This window comes from Chryseobacterium luquanense (genome assembly GCF_026460945.1).
Taxonomy (GTDB): Bacteria; Bacteroidota; Bacteroidia; order Flavobacteriales; family Weeksellaceae; genus Chryseobacterium; species Chryseobacterium luquanense.
In genome coordinates, this window is the sequence record NZ_JAOVZV010000003.1 from 386,543 (window position 1) to 404,122 (window position 17,580).

Here is a 17,580-nt window from a genome sequence, read left to right on the forward strand (position 1 = left end):
ATTTAAATTATGAAAGACAACTCATTATCTAATATACTTAACCAACACGACAGTAACGAACAGATTGACGGGCAATTATACACCCTAAATCTAGGACCTACTCACCCTGCAACACACGGAATCTTCCAAAACGTTCTTACAATGGACGGTGAGAGAATTCTTCATGCTGAGCAAACGGTTGGTTATATCCACAGAGCTTTTGAAAAAATTTCTGAAAGAAGAAATTACGCTCAAATCACCACTCTTACCGACCGTATGAACTATTGCTCAGCTCCTATCAACAATATAGGATGGCACATGACGGTAGAAAAATTAATCGGTGTAAAAGTTCCGAAACGTGTAGATTATATGCGTGTTATCTTAATGGAATTGGCAAGAATCGGTGATCACTTGATCTGTAATGGGGTGACCGGAATGGATGCAGGTGCAATTACAGGTCTTACCTATATGTTCATTGAAAGAGAGCGTATTTACGATATGTACGAGCAGATTTGTGGAGCTAGGATGACGACCAATATGGGAAGAATCGGAGGTTTTGAAAGAGATTTCACTCCAAAATTCCATGAATTGTTGAAAGATTTCCTTAAAACATTCCCACCAAGATTCCAGGAATTCTGTAATCTATTGGAGAGAAACAGAATATTTATGGACAGAACTATTGGTGCAGGAGCAATTTCAGCAGAAAGAGCTTTAAGCTATGGTTTCACAGGTCCTAACTTACGTGCATGTGGTGTAGATTATGATGTAAGAGTTGCTGAACCATATTCTTCTTACGAAGATTTCGATTTCATCATTCCTGTAGGAACTTCTGGTGATACTTACGACCGTTTTATGGTTCGTCAGCAGGAAATTTGGGAATCTCTTAAAATTATCAACCAAGCCTATGACAATTTGCCGGAAGGTCCCTTCCACGCAGATGTTCCAGACTTTTATCTTCCTGAAAAGGCTGATGTTTACAAAAAAATGGAAGCTTTGATTTACCATTTCAAAATTGTAATGGGTGAAACGGATGTTCCTAAAGGGGAAGTTTATCACGCTGTTGAAGGTGGAAACGGAGAATTAGGTTTCTATTTGATAAGTGATGGCGGAAGAAGTCCTTACAGACTTCACTTCAGAAGACCTTGTTTCATTTATTATCAGGCTTATCCTGAAATGATTACAGGTTCTGTAATTTCAGATGCCATCGTTACGATGTGTAGTATGAATGTAATTGCGGGAGAATTAGACGCATAAACGAAATTATAGATTTTGGATTATAAATTTTAAATTAATCTAAACTCTTTAAATATAAATTAAATATCAAAATTGATAAGATTTTTAGAACTAAGATTTTCATCTAAAATCTAAAATCTAAAATCTAAAATCTTTAAATATGAGCGAAACAATAGCTTTTAAACCGGAAAGTTTACAGCAGGTCCATAAGATTATGGCAAGATACCCTGAGGGAAGACAAAAATCTGCTCTTCTTCCTGTGTTACATATTGCACAGAAAGAATTCGGAGGTTGGTTAGACGTTCCTGTGATGGATTATGTTGCTGAATTATTAAGTATTAAACCAATTGAAGTATATGAAGTAGCTACTTTTTATACTATGTTTAATATGAAACCGGTGGGTAAATATGTTTTGGAAGTTTGCAGAACAGGGCCTTGTATGGTTCGTGGAAGTGAAAAAATTCTGGATCATATCAGAACAAAATTAAATATAAAAGACGGACAGACTACCGAAGACGGTATGTTTACGCTAAAGCCGGCTGAATGTCTTGGAGCTTGCGGATATGCGCCAATGATGCAGTTAGGAAAGTTCTTTCACGAAAATTTAACGATAGAAAAAGTTGACGAAATCCTTGATCTTTGCAGAGAAGGACAGGTTGATTTGGGCTAATAGAAATTTTAAATTCTAAATTTTAGATTTTAAATTATTCACTTAACGTTTAATACTAATTAATGCAAAAAGCCAAAAGCTAATTGCAATAAGCAAATAAAAATGAGTAAAAAACTTTTACTTAAAGACGCACATGTAGAAGGAATACGTTACTTCGAAACTTACCGCAAACAAGGAGGTTACGGAGCAGCAGAAAAAGCCTTTAAAATGACACCCGAAGAAATTCTTGAAGAAGTAAAAGTTTCAGGTCTTCGTGGTCGTGGTGGTGCAGGTTTCCCGACAGGAATGAAGTGGAGCTTTCTGGCTAAACCGGAAGGTGTGCCAAGACACTTGGTAGTGAATGCAGATGAGTCTGAACCGGGAACTTTCAAAGACAGATATCTGATGGAATTCATTCCTCATCTTTTGATTGAGGGAATGTTGATTTCATCTTTCGTTTTAGGTTCAAATGTTTCTTATATCTACATCCGTGGAGAATATTCTTGGATTCCGGATATTTTAGAAGAGGCAATTGAAGAAGCTAAAGCTGCAGGATTTTTAGGTAAAAACATCTTAGGAACTGGTTTCGATTGCGAAATTTATGTTCAAAGAGGTGGTGGAGCTTACATCTGTGGTGAAGAAACGGCTTTGCTAGAATCTCTTGAAGGAAAAAGAGGAAACCCAAGATTGAAACCACCTTTCCCGGCCGTAAAAGGACTTTGGGAAAGACCAACGGTTGTAAATAACGTTGAATCTATCGCAGCAATTGTTCCGATTATCGATATTACTGGTGCAGAATATGCTAAAATCGGTGTTGGTAGATCTACAGGTACAAAATTAATTTCTGCTTGCGGAAATATCAATAAACCTGGAGTTTATGAAATCGATATGACCATTACGGTTGAAGAATTCATTTATTCTGATGAATATTGTGGTGGAATTCCAAATGGTAAAAAGCTAAAAGCTTGTATTCCTGGAGGAAGTTCAGTTCCGATTGTTCCGGCAAACTTATTATTGAAAACAGTAAACGGTGAACCAAGATATATGAATTATGAATCTCTTGCTGATGGTGGTTTTGCTACCGGAACAATGATGGGTTCAGGAGGATTTATTGTTTTGGATGAAGACCAGTGTATTGTAGAACATACCATGACTTTAGCGAGATTTTATAACCACGAAAGTTGCGGACAGTGTACTCCTTGCCGTGAAGGAACGGGATGGATGTACAAAATTTTGAAAAAAATTGAGAAAGGAAAAGGAAAAATGGAAGACATCGATTTACTTTGGGATATTCAGAGAAAAATTGAAGGAAACACCATTTGTCCACTTGGTGATGCAGCAGCTTGGCCTGTTGCAGCAGCAATCCGTCATTTCAGAGATGAGTTTGAATGGCATATTAAAAACCCTGAATTGTGTTTAACACAAAACTATGGTTTGGCTCATTATGCAGATCCTATTCCGGCTGCAGCAAGTAATTAATAGAGATTGAAATTTTGAAGAAGTTTATTGCTGTAGGCCTTTTGTTGTCGAATTTTGTTTTTGGACAGGCTACTACGGAAAAAAAAGAAGTTAATCCCTTCAAAAAAGGATCTGTAATGATATTCTGGGGTTGGAATAATGCAAAATATTCAAAATCAGATATTCATTTTAAAGGAGATGGTTATGATTTTCAGTTGGATAAAGTTGTTGCCAATGACAGACAGACAAAGTTTGATTGGGGTACTTATTTTAATCCGGGAAACATCACAATTCCACAGGTAAATTATAGAATTACCTATTTCCCGAAAGATAATTTCGGAATTACCATCGGAATGGATCATATGAAATATGTGATGGATCAAAATCAGACTGTAGATTTTAAAGGATATATTGATGATCCTAAATATGCAGCCATGGTAAATAATGGTAAAGTGGACTTAAGTGGAAACGATTTTTTAACGTTCGAGCACACTGACGGTCTTAATTATATCAATATCGGAGCTCAGAAATATCACAATGTTTTAGACAAAAAAAATATTGATGTTTTTGTAAGTTACGGAGCAGGTTTAGGCGCATTATTGCCGAAATCTAATGTTCAGCTGATGGGAAATGAAAGAAGCGACAGATTCCATCTTGCAGGTTTTGGTCTGGATGCAAGAGCTGCAGTAAGTGTGGTTGCCTTAAGACATATTGTTTTTCAGGCAGAAGGAAAGTTAGGGTATATTAATATGCCCGACATCAAAACGACACTCAACAACAAACCAGACAAAGCTTCGCAGGATTTTGTGTTTGCACAGTTCAATTTCGGAATCGGCTACACATTTAATACAAAAAAATATAATTAATATAGAGCTTAAAAGCTTTTTAACAGCATAAGCGAAAAGCATAGAATATGAGCGAAGAGGTTAAAAAATTCAAAATAACGATAGACGGACAAACTGCTGAAGTTTTGCCTGGAACTTCTATTTTGGAAGCTGCAAGACAAATCGGTGGAAAATCTGTTCCTCCAGCAATGTGTTACTACAGCAAATTGGAAACCAGCGGTGGAAGATGTAGAACATGTTTGGTAGAAGTTTCTAAAGGTTCAGAAGCAGATCCGCGTCCTATGCCAAAGTTGGTAGCAAGTTGCAGAACCAATGTGATGGACGGAATGGAAGTGAAAAACCTTTCTTCTGAAAAAGCTCAGGAAGGTAGAAAAGCCGTTACTGAATTCTTGTTGGTCAATCACCCGTTAGATTGCCCGGTTTGTGATCAGGCTGGAGAATGTCATCTTCAGGATTTAGGTTACGAGCACGGAAATCTTGAAACCAGAACTGAATTTGAAAGAAATACATACGAAGCAGACGACTTAGGTCCACATATCAAATTGAATATGAACCGCTGTATCTTGTGTGCAAGATGCGTTTTGGCGGCAAATCAATTGACAGGTGAACGTGAGCACGGAATTCTTTTCAGAGGAGATCACGCTGAAATTTCTACTTATTTAAATAAAGCTTTAGATAATGACTTCATCGGAAACGTAATCGACGTTTGCCCGGTTGGAGCATTAACAGACAGAACAGCTCGTTTTACAAGCAGAGTTTGGTTTACAAAGCCAATGAATGCTACTTGCAAATGTGATAAATGTTCAGGAAAAGCTACAGTTTATATGAAAGGTGACGAGATTGTAAGAGTTACCGCAAGAAAAGATCAGTGGGGAGAGGTTGAAGAATTTATCTGTGACACTTGTCGTTTCGAAAGAAAAAACCTTAGCGATTGGAATATCGAAGGACCAAGACATATCGACAGACATTCAGTTATTTCATTGAACCATTACGAGAAGCCTAAAGACGAATTGAGAGTTTTAGACAATCCGATGGCTAAAGAAATCAGCGAAAAAGACGAAAAATAATTAATAAGATTTCAGATTTCAGACATTAGATAACAGACTTTGTAACTCTAATTTCTAACATCTAATTTCTAACATCTATAAAAATAAAAATGGATTTAATTACATTTAAATTAATACTTGTACTTGCACTTTTCCTGCTTTCGTTAACGATTGCAGCCTACTCTACCTGGGCAGAAAGAAAAGTTGCAGCCATTATGCAGGACAGAATCGGGCCAAACAGATCAGGGCCTTTCGGTTTGCTACAGCCTCTTGCGGATGGTGGTAAATTTTTCTTTAAAGAAGACTTTACTCCGGCTAATGCAGAAAAGTTTCTTTTCGTATTGGGACCTGCCTTGGTGATGTTTATTTCATTGATTACCGGAGCTGTTATTCCTTGGGGGAAAACCTTAAACTTGGGTGGCGTTTCTTATGATCTTCAGGTTGCAAACATTGATGTTGGTGTACTTTTCATTATCGGAATGGCTTCTATCGGAGTTTACGGAATTATGATCGGAGGCTGGGCTTCCAACAACAAGTATTCATTATTAGGTGCAATCCGTGCTTCTTCGCAGATGATTTCTTACGAATTGGCGATGGGTCTTGCATTACTTTCTATCATCATGATGACAGGAAGTTTAGATTTAAAAGTAATTACTGAAAATCAAACTGAAGGAAAACTTTGGGGAATTATCCCTATCGGTTCTGGGATGAACTGGAATATTTTCTATCAACCATTGGCATTTTTAATTTTCTTTGTGGCAGCTTTGGCAGAAACCAACCGTCACCCTTTTGATTTACCTGAATGTGAATCTGAATTGGTAACAGGTTATACGACTGAATATTCATCAATGAAGTTAGGTTTATACATGTTTGGTGAATATGTGAATATGTTTATTTCTAATGCTTTCATGGTCGTACTTTTCTTCGGTGGGTACAATTATCCTGGAATTGAATGGGTAACTCAGAACTGGGGTGAAAACACAGCTGGTATTTTGAGTATCGTAGCATTTTTAACTAAAACGGTAATCGGAATTTTGATTTTTATGTGGATCAGATGGACGTTACCAAGATTCAGATACGATCAATTGATGCACTTAGGATGGAAAACTTTAATTCCAATGGCATTGGTAAACTTAATGATTACAGGAGCTGTGATTTTAGCTTTTGGAAATTAAGAAAAGAATTTGAAAATTTGATAATGAGATAATTTGAAAATTACCATTATCATTTTAAAATAAAATAGTAAATAATTAAGATAACAGACAAGATTAGTCTAAAATCTAATGTCTAACATCTAATATCTATAATTAAATGAAACTTACAAACAGATCAAAAGTTGTTTCAAATAAAGAGATGACCTTTTCTGAGAAAATCTACTTACCGGCGATTTTCAAAGGAATGGGGATTACTTTTAAGCATGCTGTGAGAACCGTTGTAAAACGTGCTCCCAATGTTTATTCTTATCCGGAAGTACAAAAGCCTAGAGCAGATATCTGGAGAGGTCAACATGTTTTGAAAAGAGATGAAGAAGGCAGAGAAAGATGTACAGCTTGCGGACTGTGTGCAGTAGCATGTCCTGCAGAAGCGATTACAATGACTGCTGCAGAAAGAACCAGAGAAGAAAAAGATCTTTACAGAGAAGAAAAATATGCATCAGTATATGAAATCAATATGCTAAGATGTATTTTCTGCGGTATGTGTGAAGAGGCTTGCCCGAAATCTGCTATTTATCTTACAGACCGATTGGTTGATGTAGAAACCAACAGAGGATCTTTCATTTACGGTAAAGATAAATTAGTTGAAAAAATAAATGAAAGGATTGATATCACAGAAAGACAATCCGAGAAACAAAAAAATGCGGTAAAATAATGGATCAGTTTTTATTTTTCTTGGTGGCGTTTTTAGCAGTGGCAAGTGCGGTTTACTTCGTTTTTGCAAAAAATCCTTTATATGCTATTTTGTCATTAATTGTTACAATGTTTTCGATCGCAGGGATGTATATTCTTCTGAATGCGCAATTTCTTGCCATCATCCAGATCATCGTTTACGCAGGTGCAATCATGGTACTTTTCCTTTATATCTTAATGATGCTTAACCTTAATAAGCAAGACGAAAGTAAGAAGAACAATACTTTAAAGTTTGTTGGAGTTTTTACGGCAGGTCTTCTTTTGATTGGTGTTTTAGGTGTTTTCAGAGGAGTACAGGATAATCATGTAGTGGTTGAGAACGTAGATAAAGGTGTAGGTCTTACAAAAAATCTGGGAAGACTTTTATTCAATGAATATGTTTTGCCGTTTGAGCTTGCTTCGATCCTGATTTTGGCAGGTATTGTAGGTGCGGTACTAATCGGTAAAAAAGATTTATAAAATTATGGGAGAAGTAAATACATTTATGCAAAGCATCCCTCTGGAATATTTCATTACTCTTTGTTCAGTTTTGTTCTGTCTTGGAGTTTTGGGAGTATTGCTCAGAAAAAATGCGATTGTAATTTTAGGTTGTGTAGAGCTTATGCTTAATTCTGTAAACCTTTTATTGGCTGCATTTGCAGCATACAACGGGAACAGCGACGGACAGCTTTTGGTATTCTTCATCATGGTAGTTGCAGCAGCCGAAGTAGCGGTTGGGTTGGCAATTATTGCGATGTTATATAGAAACACCCGTTCTGTAGATGTAGGTATATTTAATAAATTAAAAGGATAAGAATGGAGAATTTAATATATGCAATAGTACTTTTACCACTTATAGGCTTTCTTATCAACGGACTTTTCGGAAAAAATCTTCCTAAGATTGTGGTCGGAAGTTTGGCAACAGCTGCAGTTTTTGCATCTTTTTGTATTGCAGTAAGCTTATTTTTAAATTTTGACTCTGAAAGTCCGGCGGTTGTTGTAAAAGCATTCGAATGGTTCAGAGTAAATGGAATTCAAATAAACTTCGGTTTCCAGATTGATCAACTGTCATTAATGATGGTAATGATCATCACAGGAATCGGATCTTTAATCCACTTGTATTCTATCGGATACATGAGTCACGATAAAGGTTTCTATAAGTTTTTTACTTATTTAAATCTTTTCATCTTCTCGATGTTACTTCTGGTAATGGGAAGCAACTATATGATTTTATTCATCGGTTGGGAAGGTGTAGGTCTTTGTTCTTATTTACTAATCGGATTTTGGTACACTAACGAAGAATATGGTAAAGCAGCAAGAAAGGCTTTCATTATGAACAGAATCGGTGACCTTGGTTTATTGATTGGTATTTTCATGATTGCATCTCAGACTAACTCTGTAGATTATATTTCAGTAGCACAAAATGCTTCTAAATTTGAATTAGACGGAACAATCATCATCTTTATCACAGCCAGTTTATTTATCGGTGCTGTTGGTAAATCTGCTCAGGTTCCTTTATATACTTGGTTACCGGATGCGATGGCAGGACCAACTCCTGTTTCAGCATTAATTCACGCAGCAACGATGGTTACTGCAGGTATTTATTTAGTGGTAAGATCAAACTTCTTATTCACCTTAGCTCCAACCGTTCAGGGAGGAATTTTATTAATAGGATTCTTAACTGCTGCTTTGGCTGGTTTCTACGCACTGCGTCAGAACGATATCAAAAAAGTATTGGCATATTCTACAGTTTCACAGCTTGGTTTCATGTTCATCGCTTTAGGGTTAGGAGCTTATTCTACAGCAATGTTTCACGTAATGACACATGCTTTCTTCAAAGCTTTGCTATTCTTGGGAGCAGGTTCTGTAATCCACGCCATGAGCAACGAGCAGGATATGCGTTTTATGGGTGGGCTTAAAAAAGTTATTCCAATTACTCACATCACTTTCCTGATCGGAACATTGGCGATTTCAGGTTTCCCTTTATTATCGGGGATGATCTCTAAAGACGAAATTTTGGTTGCAGCATTTGCTAAAAACCCTATTTACTGGGTAATGTTATTTATTTTAGCAGCAACAACCGCAGCATATATGTTCAGACTGTATTATCTGACTTTCCACGGAGAGTTCAGAGGTACTGAAGAACAAAAACACCATTTACACGAAAGTCCGATGAACATGACGTTACCGTTGACCGTTTTGGCAATTCTTTCAGTAATCGGAGGTTTTATTAATTTACCACACTTTATCGGTCACGGTCATTATGCTAAATTAATGGAATGGCTGAAACCGGTATTGACACCGGAAAGCTTTAAACAAATGGAAATGACTCTTTCGGGAGTTGATTTCAATACAGAAATGATTCTTTTGGGAGCAACAATCTTAATGTTCTTTACGGTTTGGTTCATTGTGAAAAACATGTATGTGAATAAGAAGAAAATGGCTCTTGCCGAGGAAGAATATACAGGCTGGGAAAAACTTTCTGCTAAAAAGTTATATGTTGATGAGCTTTACAATGCATTAATTGTAAAAACATTTGAAGGACTTGGACGTGGCGGAAAAATGTTTGACAAAGGCGTTTTAGACCGTTTTGTAGACTACATAGGTGAAGGTGCTGAAGACAGCGGTAAATCTATGAAGCGTATTCAAAACGGAAATGTTGAGAACTATGTTCTTATCATGACTTTGGCTGTGGGAATTATACTGATTGTTAACTTTATATTACAATAATGTCTTATTTACTATTAACATTATTACTTTTACCTCTTGTAGGTTCGGGATTAACCTTTGCATGGAAGAACGCTTCCAGCAAATATTTGGCGCTGGGAATTGCTTTGATTCAGATGTTGCTTACATTTTATATCCTTTCGGATTTCAATTTTGAACCGACGGTTGACAGTGTTTTGCAATACGAGATCAATTATCCGTGGTCGCAGTTTATAAAAAGTAACCTTCATTTCGGAATTGACGGGATGAGTTTGCTTCTTTTATTGTTGACCAATATTCTTTCGCCACTAATTATTTTATCATCATTTAACGAAAACGTAAGCTACAAAAACTCGTTTTACGGACTTATTTTGCTGATGCAGTTTGGTCTTGTAGGAGTATTTACAGCTTTAGACGGTTTGTTATTCTATATTTTCTGGGAAGTAACGCTTATTCCAATCTGGTTTATTGCGGCTCTTTGGGGACAGGAAAACAAAAGAATGGAGTTCACTACAAAATTCTTCGTGTATACATTCGTAGGATCTTTGTTTATGTTGGCTGGTTTAATCTATGTTTACACACATTCAGCATCTTTCGCTCTTACAGATTTGTATAATGCAGATTTGGGTGAAACGCAGCAGATTGTTGTATTCTGGTTTATTTTCTTTGCATTTGCAGTGAAACTTCCGGTTTTCCCTTTCCATACTTGGCAACCAGACACGTATACCTACTCTCCTACTCAGGGATCGATGCTTTTATCAGGTATTATGCTTAAAATGGCCATCTATGGAGTAATTAGATATTTACTACCCATTACACCAAGTGCTATTTTGGGAATTTCAGGACAGATTGTAATCATCCTTGCTATTATCGGAATTGTACACGGTGCTTTAATTGCAATCATCCAAACTGATATGAAGAGAATCATTGCATATTCTTCTTTCTCACACGTTGGATTAATGGTTGCTGGTATTTTCTCTTCTGCAGTTCTTACTTTAAATGGAACTTTTACTATTGAAGGAGCTGAAGGAGCTTTGGTTCAGACTTTCGCTCACGGTATCAACGTTGCAGGTTTATTCTATTGCGCAGATATTTTATACAAGAGATTCAAAACAAGAGATATCAGACAAATGGGAGGTTTGGCAAAAGTAGCGCCTAAGTTTGCGGTATTATTCCTACTGATCATTTTAGGTTCAATGGGAGTTCCGTTGACGAATGGTTTCATTGGTGAATTTATCCTTATTAAATCTATTTTTGATTTTAATGTACTGGCTTCCATCATTGCAGGTTTAACGATCATTCTTTGTGCGGTTTATCTATTAAGATTTTACGGTAAAGCAATGTTTGGTGAAGGTAATGGAGCAGTTTTGAGCACAGCTAAAGATTTATCAGCAGTAGAATTTTCAGTATTGGCAAGTATTGCAGTTTTTGTAATTCTTTTGGGAATTTTCCCTCAACCGATTATCGATATGGTAGGAAGTTCATTGAAGTTTGTTTATTCATCAATGATTAATTAAAAATATAAAGATTAAGAATTAAGAGAGAGGATTAAAGAATCAGGATAAAAGTAAAAAGAGATAAGTTTCAAACCTTGAACTTTAAACTCTAAATTTTGAACTTTAAATTTCTAATCTCAAATCTCAAAAATAAATTATGAGTGTTTTAATTATTGTTTTCCTGACGGCAGTTGCTGCATTATTCACGGGAGTTTTTGAAAAGGGAAAATTCGCAAGATACATTGGAATTTTCGGGTTAATCGTTGCATTATATGTCAGCTTTTTACCTGAAGCATCTTTCTTCGAAAAATACAGATTAATGTATGAGTACGGAGCAAATACAGCTTTGTTTACAAAAATTTCTATTGTAACGACTTTGCTTTTATTCTTCCTGGGAGGTTTTGCATTCAGCAATCACAGAAACCATCAGTCAGAATTGTATGCATTGATGCTTTTTGCATTGTGCGGCGGTTTTGTATTGTTCGGATACCAGAATTTGGTGACTTTATTCTTAGGCGTTGAGATTTTGTCTATTCCGTTGTACGTGATGGCAGGAGCGAACAAAACAGATCTTAGATCAAACGAAGCTTCATTAAAATATTTCCTGATGGGAGCATTTGCAACAGGTTTCTTATTGTTGGGAATTGCATTTATCTACGGAAGCACAGGAACATTTGATTTATACAGAATTCACGATTTCAGCACAGTAAATCCTACTAACGGAATGTTTATTCTTGGAGTTGTGTTGATGCTTTGTGCAATGGCATTTAAAGTAGCTTTAGCACCTTTCCACATGTGGAGTCCTGATGTTTACCAAGGTTCACCTTCATTGATTACCGCTTTCATGGCGAGTGTAGTAAAAATCTCAGGATTTTATGCACTATTCAGATTAATGACGATTGGATTCTCAGGAGTTACTCACGAATGGATCAATATTTTAGGCGTATTCCTTATCATTACTTTATTATTAGCAAATGCGATGGGTCTTGCTCAGACAAATGCTAAAAGAATGTTGGCATACTCATCAGTTTCGCACGCAGGATATATCGGATTGGTATTCTTCGGAATGAATGCTCTTTCTACTTATACATTGGCGTTTTATTTATTCGCTTACTCATTGTCTACAGTGGGAGTATTTATGTGTTTAATCTGGGTTGAAAAACTAAAAAGAGAAACTTCTTACGGAGCTTTCAAAGGGTTGGCTAAATCTGAACCTTTATTGGCAGTCGTTGCAACCATCTCTTTATTATCAATGGCGGGAATTCCTTTAACGGCTGGTTTTATGGGGAAATTCTCATTATTTGCTCAGGCGTTAAGCAAAGACAACAATGCGTTCTTAGTTATTGTAGCGGTGTTAGGTTCAGCAGTATCAATTGCATACTATTTAAGACTGATTATTGCGATGTTCTTCTTCAAAGAAACAACCTTTAAAACATCCGAAAGAGTAACGGTTACTTATAATATTGTTGCGGTATTTATAATTATTTCACTTGTTGCATTAGGAGTTTTCCCTGATTTGTTTGCAAAGCAATTCGGATTGTAATCTGAATCACATATAAAAATTAAAACCTTCCAAAATCTGGAAGGTTTTTTTGTGAAAGATTAATTCTTTTTGACTTTTTTGTCATTTTGACATATTATTTTGAGAGGCTATCGCTGTACAGTCGCTGTACCCTTCATCGTTTTCTTGATATTATAATGTTTTGGTCTCTTCTGTTAAATTGGCAGGAGCGTCGGATGCCGTTACTGTGATTTTATCACCTGCTAAATCAGGATTGGATGCTGTTGCAGTATAAATCCACTCAGCACCATTATTTACTGCTGCTCCCTGCTCTACCAGACTTCCGTCTGCATTCTCTATTTTTACATTAACTGATACGACTCCAAAATCATCTGTAGCCATAATTTTGATAACATCTCCGGGATTTCCTGTATATCCAGATAGGTTAATTTCTTCAATGTCCGGAGCGTTTAATAAATCGGCGACAGCTACGTTATTCGGGGCTGATTAACCAAAGTAAACAATCCCTCCAATCTCGGAACCGATCTTTTCGGATATGAGCTGAAGTTTGCATCTACCTCCAATGCATCCGTGGCACAGGCAAACTACAACGGAAACATCACTGAAATGATTTGGAAAAATTCATCAGAAGATGTATTGAAAAAGTACAGTTACCAATATGACACCTATAACCGATTAACTGCGGCTTTATATCAGGAGCCGAACTCTACTCTACCGCAGAATGGTTTTTATAACGAAACCATGAACTACGATGTCAACGGAAATATTACAGATCTAAAAAGGAATGAAAAAAATTATAATGGTTTTTTACAGGAAATAGATGATTTGGAATATACCTATAATGGTAACAGACTAACATCCGTTGTCGACCATAAAAATAATTACAGCGGATATCCCGATACATCAGGTAATATTATTAATTATGATGATAACGGGAGCATGACCAATCATGTGGATAAAGGAATTTTGGAAATTAAATACAATGATTTTAATCTTCCGAAATATATTAAGTTTAATAATTTTGTACCGAGAGTAAGCGGTGATGTTTATCAAAACATAAGTTATGCTTACCGTGCAGACGGAATAAAAATTAAAAAGATACATCATTACTTCTCTGGAAGAAACCGCAGAGATGCTTTTGCTACTACAGAATATATCGATGGTTTTCAATATAAAAATGATACAGGTCTTACGGATGCTTATGGTTTACAATTTTTTGCGACTTCTGAAGGTTATTTTGATTTTGTAAATAATCGCTATATTTAACACTACAGCGATCATTTAGGTAACGTAAGGGTAAGTTTTACAAGAGAAGGAAATACAGCGGCTATAGTACAGCAAAATGATTACTATGCATTTGGTTTAAGATACCGTGAAGGAATTAATGCTGGTGGAAGCTACAAATACGAATACAACGGTAAAGAGCTACAGGAGGAAATCGGGATGTATGACTACGGTGCAAGATTCTACATGCCGGAATTGGGAAGATGGGGCGTAGTAGATCCAATGGCGGAAGTAACACCGCATGTATCTCCTTATCATTATGCCAATAACAATCCACTGATGTTCAACGATCCTACCGGAATGCTCTCGCAGTCGTTTATTGACAATGTATGGAACTCCGCATCAGGAACAACATGGTACAATACAGGAATTGGATTTACCAGTAGCGGAGGAAACTCCATGGATTATGATGGTAATCCTATAAATTGGGGTTCAGGAGCAACAGGTATGCTTATGATGAGTGCAGGTCTTTCTCCAATGGGAGGCGGTGGTGGCGGCGTTGGACTTCCCGAAATCTTAATTCCTGAACTTGTAATGTGGGGCAAAGGAAACAGAGACACTTGGAGCAACTCATTTAACTTTGATTATAACAGCGCTGTCCTACGAAGCGGGATTATGGGAGCTCAAGCAGATTGGAATATTCAGCAGGCAATGAGCGAATGGCAAACAGCCATCAACGAAACTAAGATTGGAAAATCTATCGGAGCTTTAGAAAGAGGGTTGTTTTTGGAACTGCCAATGCAATTTGCAGGCGGTGCTTTGTTGTCGGCAGGTTGGAAAGCTGTAAATTTTGGAAAATTAGGGCTTAATTTGTATTCCAAAATAATTTCCTCAAACTCAAATAGAGTTTTTTGGTCTGGAGGAAAAGATGTATTAAATGTAGCAATGCAATATGCCAAAAATAATGGAGCTATAACTCTAGAAATGACAAACGTAGGAAAAGGATTAAGTACTTTGGGAAATGCATTGGAGAAAATTGTTGGAAGAGAAACGTCTTGGAAAATAATGGAACCTGTATGGAAAACAACATCAAAAGCTTATGCAACAGGAACACAAGGTGTTGTACAGGTTTTTCACAATGCCACATATGGTATTAGAATAGAGAGTGTTTGGGGAAGAATAGAATATGGAATTTTAAATGGAAGAAATCCAATAATATATAACAACGTTTTTATACCATGATAGATTTAAAAAAAGTAAAAATTTTTTTTTCATATAAAGGAAATATAGATGCTTATGCAAAGGCAACAATTAATTGTCAATCTGAAATTACCACAAAAGAATGGATGATTATTGATAGTTTTGTACAAGATATATTTCTTATTAAAAAAAATAAGACTTCGACTATTTTTGTAGAAAATTTATTTAAAAAAATGAGTGAGTATTGTGAAAATAAAGAAGTAATTGATTATATATTACAAAAGGTGAAATAATTTTATTACTTATATATAAATTTTATGACTATCATAAAATTTTTGTATTCTAAAAATAATATCAAGAGAAAAATGGTAATGTATCAAAGTTAGTGATGGAGCTTTTTCAAAATTCAAATCATTAAAAATCAAAACTAATTTAAAATTAAACAATCAAAACAAGAGTAGGAATTCCCTACTCTTGTCTATTTTTGTCGAAAAAAACATACGCAAATGATTGAAGATCATTCCTCGTGTATCAGAGTTAGTGATATTACACTTACAACAGATTAACTACAGCGTTATACCAAGAACCCAATTATACATTACCGCAAAACGGATTTTATAACGAAATGATCAGCTATGATGCTAACGGCAACATTACCAATCTTAAAACAAATCAAAAAGGATATAATGGTTTTGCCGAAGAAATTGATGATCTTATTTATTCTTATCAGGATACCAACAGGCTGGGTTCTGTAACCGATCTCAAAAACAATTACAGCGGTTATCCCGATACCTCTGGAAATACCATTTCTTATGATAATAATGGAAATATGACCAGTCATATAGATAAAGGTGTTCTGGAGATAAAATACAATGACCTCAACCAGCCATCTTATATCAAATTTAATAACTTTGTTTCAAGAGCAGGAGGAGATATTTACAGGAATCTGAGTTACTCTTACCGTGCAGACGGAGTAAAAATAAAGAAAACGCACCATTATTTTTCTGGCAGAAAACAGAATGATGCTTTTACGACAACGGAATATGTTGACGGATTTCAGTATAAAAATGAAACGGCTCTAATATTAACTAATAACGGACTTCAATTTTTCGCTACCTCAGAAGGATATTTTGATTTCGAAAACAATCGCTATATTTACCACTACAACGATCATTTAGGTAACGTAAGAGTAAGTTTTACAAGAGAAGGAAATACTGCGGTCATTGTACAACAAAACGATTATTATGCATTGGGGTTAAGACATCGGGAGGGAATTAATTTTGGTGGAAGCTACAAATACGAATACAACGGTAAAGAGCTACAGGAAGAAATCGGAATGTATGACTATGGGGCAAGATTCTATATGCCTGATCTTGGAAGATGGGGAGTTACTGACCCTTTAGCTGAATATACGCCACATTTATCTCCTTATCACTACGGAAATAACAATCCGATCATGTACAATGATCCTACCGGAATGGTATCACAATCTTTTATGGATCAAGTATTGGGGTCTCCTTCAGGAACTACATGGACTAACACCGGAAGTGGTTTTACCAACAACTGGGGTGGAACGATGGATTTTGAAGGAAATTCACAAAATTACACACCATACAAAAATTATAGTTACATAGATGCAGGAGGCTCAAGTGGCGGAGGTGGCGATGTTGCAGGGGAAATTCTTTTACCCGCTTTGTCTATTAGAGGTAATTTTTGGACATTAGCTTCGACTGCGTTCTTTCATCAGAACAGTTTCATGGCTAGATGGAATGCTAAAAGTGATTTTTACTGGGATAGAATGTTAAATGCAGGCAGATATAATGATGGTCCTGTAAAAATGATTGGTGGCATAAATGATCCACTGGGACTTTTTGATATTGGCGGACAAGTAATAAGTAATTGGGAACCTGAAAACCGACACCTTGCAATGGGAGTTGGTATTGTTGGTGCTTTAGCAATGAAAAAACCAGGACTTGCTGCTAAAACAGAAGGTAACCTTGCATTAGGTTTGCGAGAGGATTTGTTTGCTTTTGCAAAAACTAAAAATTTTGATACATATAAAACATTTTCAACAGGCTTTCAACAAGAAAAAATTTTAAATGCTTTGCATTCTTATGAGAATCTTCATTTTAATGTAACAGGGTTTAGCAAGTATCAATTTTCCAAGTTTAAACCTGGCGGTATTGTAACAGGTAATAACATTACTAATTGGGAAATGCATGAAGTATTTAATAATCCCAGTATACTAAGCAAAACACTATTCTATAGAAAAGTTGGTAATAATTACCAGATATTACCTAACTTTTCACCATATGCTTATTAATAAATTTTAAATA

Annotated in this window: 17 protein-coding genes; 16 read left to right on the forward strand and 1 reads right to left on the reverse strand. The window is 36.0% G+C overall.

Annotated features, from left to right (window positions below):
- The first annotated feature begins 9 nt into the window (after positions 1-9).
- The 12 genes from OEA66_RS06080 (at position 10) to OEA66_RS06135 (ending at position 12,841) form a co-directional block, all read left to right on the forward strand.
- Positions 10-1,233: an NADH-quinone oxidoreductase subunit D gene (locus OEA66_RS06080; protein WP_267280543.1), complete on the forward strand. Its 1,224-nt coding sequence runs from the start codon at positions 10-12 to the stop codon at positions 1,231-1,233.
- Between the two features lie 139 nt (positions 1,234-1,372).
- Positions 1,373-1,882, forward strand: coding sequence for an NADH-quinone oxidoreductase subunit NuoE family protein (locus OEA66_RS06085; protein ID WP_267280544.1), 510 nt, complete (start codon positions 1,373-1,375; stop codon positions 1,880-1,882).
- A gap of 102 nt (positions 1,883-1,984) precedes the next feature.
- Positions 1,985-3,340: an NADH-quinone oxidoreductase subunit NuoF gene (gene nuoF / locus OEA66_RS06090; protein WP_267280545.1), complete on the forward strand. Its 1,356-nt coding sequence runs from the start codon at positions 1,985-1,987 to the stop codon at positions 3,338-3,340.
- 14 nt (positions 3,341-3,354) lie between these two features.
- Positions 3,355-4,185, forward strand: coding sequence for a hypothetical protein (locus OEA66_RS06095; protein WP_267280546.1), 831 nt, complete (start codon positions 3,355-3,357; stop codon positions 4,183-4,185).
- Positions 4,186-4,232: 47 nt separating this feature from the next.
- Positions 4,233-5,231 carry an NADH-quinone oxidoreductase subunit G gene (locus OEA66_RS06100; RefSeq protein ID WP_079466401.1) on the forward strand — a complete coding sequence of 333 codons (999 nt, stop codon included), beginning with the start codon at positions 4,233-4,235 and terminating at the stop codon, positions 5,229-5,231.
- Between the two features lie 89 nt (positions 5,232-5,320).
- Entirely contained in the window at positions 5,321-6,385 is a 1,065-nt protein-coding gene (gene nuoH / locus OEA66_RS06105; RefSeq protein ID WP_267280547.1) for an NADH-quinone oxidoreductase subunit NuoH, read from the forward strand.
- A gap of 136 nt (positions 6,386-6,521) precedes the next feature.
- Positions 6,522-7,079, forward strand: coding sequence for a NuoI/complex I 23 kDa subunit family protein (locus OEA66_RS06110; protein ID WP_066680251.1), 558 nt, complete (start codon positions 6,522-6,524; stop codon positions 7,077-7,079).
- On the forward strand, positions 7,079-7,576 hold the full coding sequence (locus OEA66_RS06115; RefSeq protein ID WP_074231137.1) for an NADH-quinone oxidoreductase subunit J family protein: 498 nt from the start codon (positions 7,079-7,081) through the stop codon (positions 7,574-7,576). The genes OEA66_RS06110 and OEA66_RS06115 overlap by 1 nt, the downstream gene beginning before the upstream one ends.
- 4 nt (positions 7,577-7,580) lie before the next feature.
- Positions 7,581-7,910, forward strand: a complete 330-nt coding sequence (nuoK, locus tag OEA66_RS06120) for an NADH-quinone oxidoreductase subunit NuoK (RefSeq protein ID WP_047482656.1) — start codon at positions 7,581-7,583, stop codon at positions 7,908-7,910.
- A gap of 2 nt (positions 7,911-7,912) precedes the next feature.
- Positions 7,913-9,826, forward strand: a complete 1,914-nt coding sequence (nuoL, locus tag OEA66_RS06125) for an NADH-quinone oxidoreductase subunit L (RefSeq protein WP_267280548.1) — start codon at positions 7,913-7,915, stop codon at positions 9,824-9,826.
- Complete coding sequence (locus OEA66_RS06130) at positions 9,826-11,319, forward strand: complex I subunit 4 family protein (RefSeq protein ID WP_267280549.1); 1,494 nt, start codon at positions 9,826-9,828, stop codon at positions 11,317-11,319. Before nuoL ends, OEA66_RS06130 begins: the two co-directional genes overlap by 1 nt.
- Before the next feature lie 136 nt (positions 11,320-11,455).
- Positions 11,456-12,841: an NADH-quinone oxidoreductase subunit N gene (locus OEA66_RS06135; protein WP_267280550.1), complete on the forward strand. Its 1,386-nt coding sequence runs from the start codon at positions 11,456-11,458 to the stop codon at positions 12,839-12,841.
- 150 nt (positions 12,842-12,991) lie between these two features.
- Here OEA66_RS06135 and OEA66_RS06140 read toward each other — a convergent pair whose 3' ends face one another.
- Positions 12,992-13,201: a hypothetical protein gene (locus OEA66_RS06140; RefSeq protein WP_267280551.1), complete on the reverse strand. Its 210-nt coding sequence runs from the start codon at positions 13,199-13,201 to the stop codon at positions 12,992-12,994.
- A gap of 189 nt (positions 13,202-13,390) precedes the next feature.
- Between OEA66_RS06140 and OEA66_RS06145 the strand changes: the two genes are divergently transcribed.
- From OEA66_RS06145 to OEA66_RS06160, 4 genes are all read left to right on the forward strand, one after another.
- Entirely contained in the window at positions 13,391-14,086 is a 696-nt protein-coding gene (locus OEA66_RS06145; protein WP_267280552.1) for a hypothetical protein, read from the forward strand.
- 63 nt (positions 14,087-14,149) lie between these two features.
- Positions 14,150-15,286 carry an RHS repeat domain-containing protein gene (locus OEA66_RS06150; RefSeq protein ID WP_267280605.1) on the forward strand — a complete coding sequence of 379 codons (1,137 nt, stop codon included), beginning with the start codon at positions 14,150-14,152 and terminating at the stop codon, positions 15,284-15,286.
- The gene (locus OEA66_RS06155) at positions 15,283-15,537 is read left to right on the forward strand and encodes a hypothetical protein (RefSeq protein ID WP_267280553.1); all 255 of its coding nucleotides are present in this window, start codon (positions 15,283-15,285) and stop codon (positions 15,535-15,537) included. Before OEA66_RS06150 ends, OEA66_RS06155 begins: the two co-directional genes overlap by 4 nt.
- Positions 15,538-15,869: 332 nt before the next feature.
- Positions 15,870-17,567, forward strand: coding sequence for an RHS repeat domain-containing protein (locus tag OEA66_RS06160; RefSeq protein WP_267280554.1), 1,698 nt, complete (start codon positions 15,870-15,872; stop codon positions 17,565-17,567).
- The last annotated feature ends 13 nt before the right edge of the window (positions 17,568-17,580 follow it).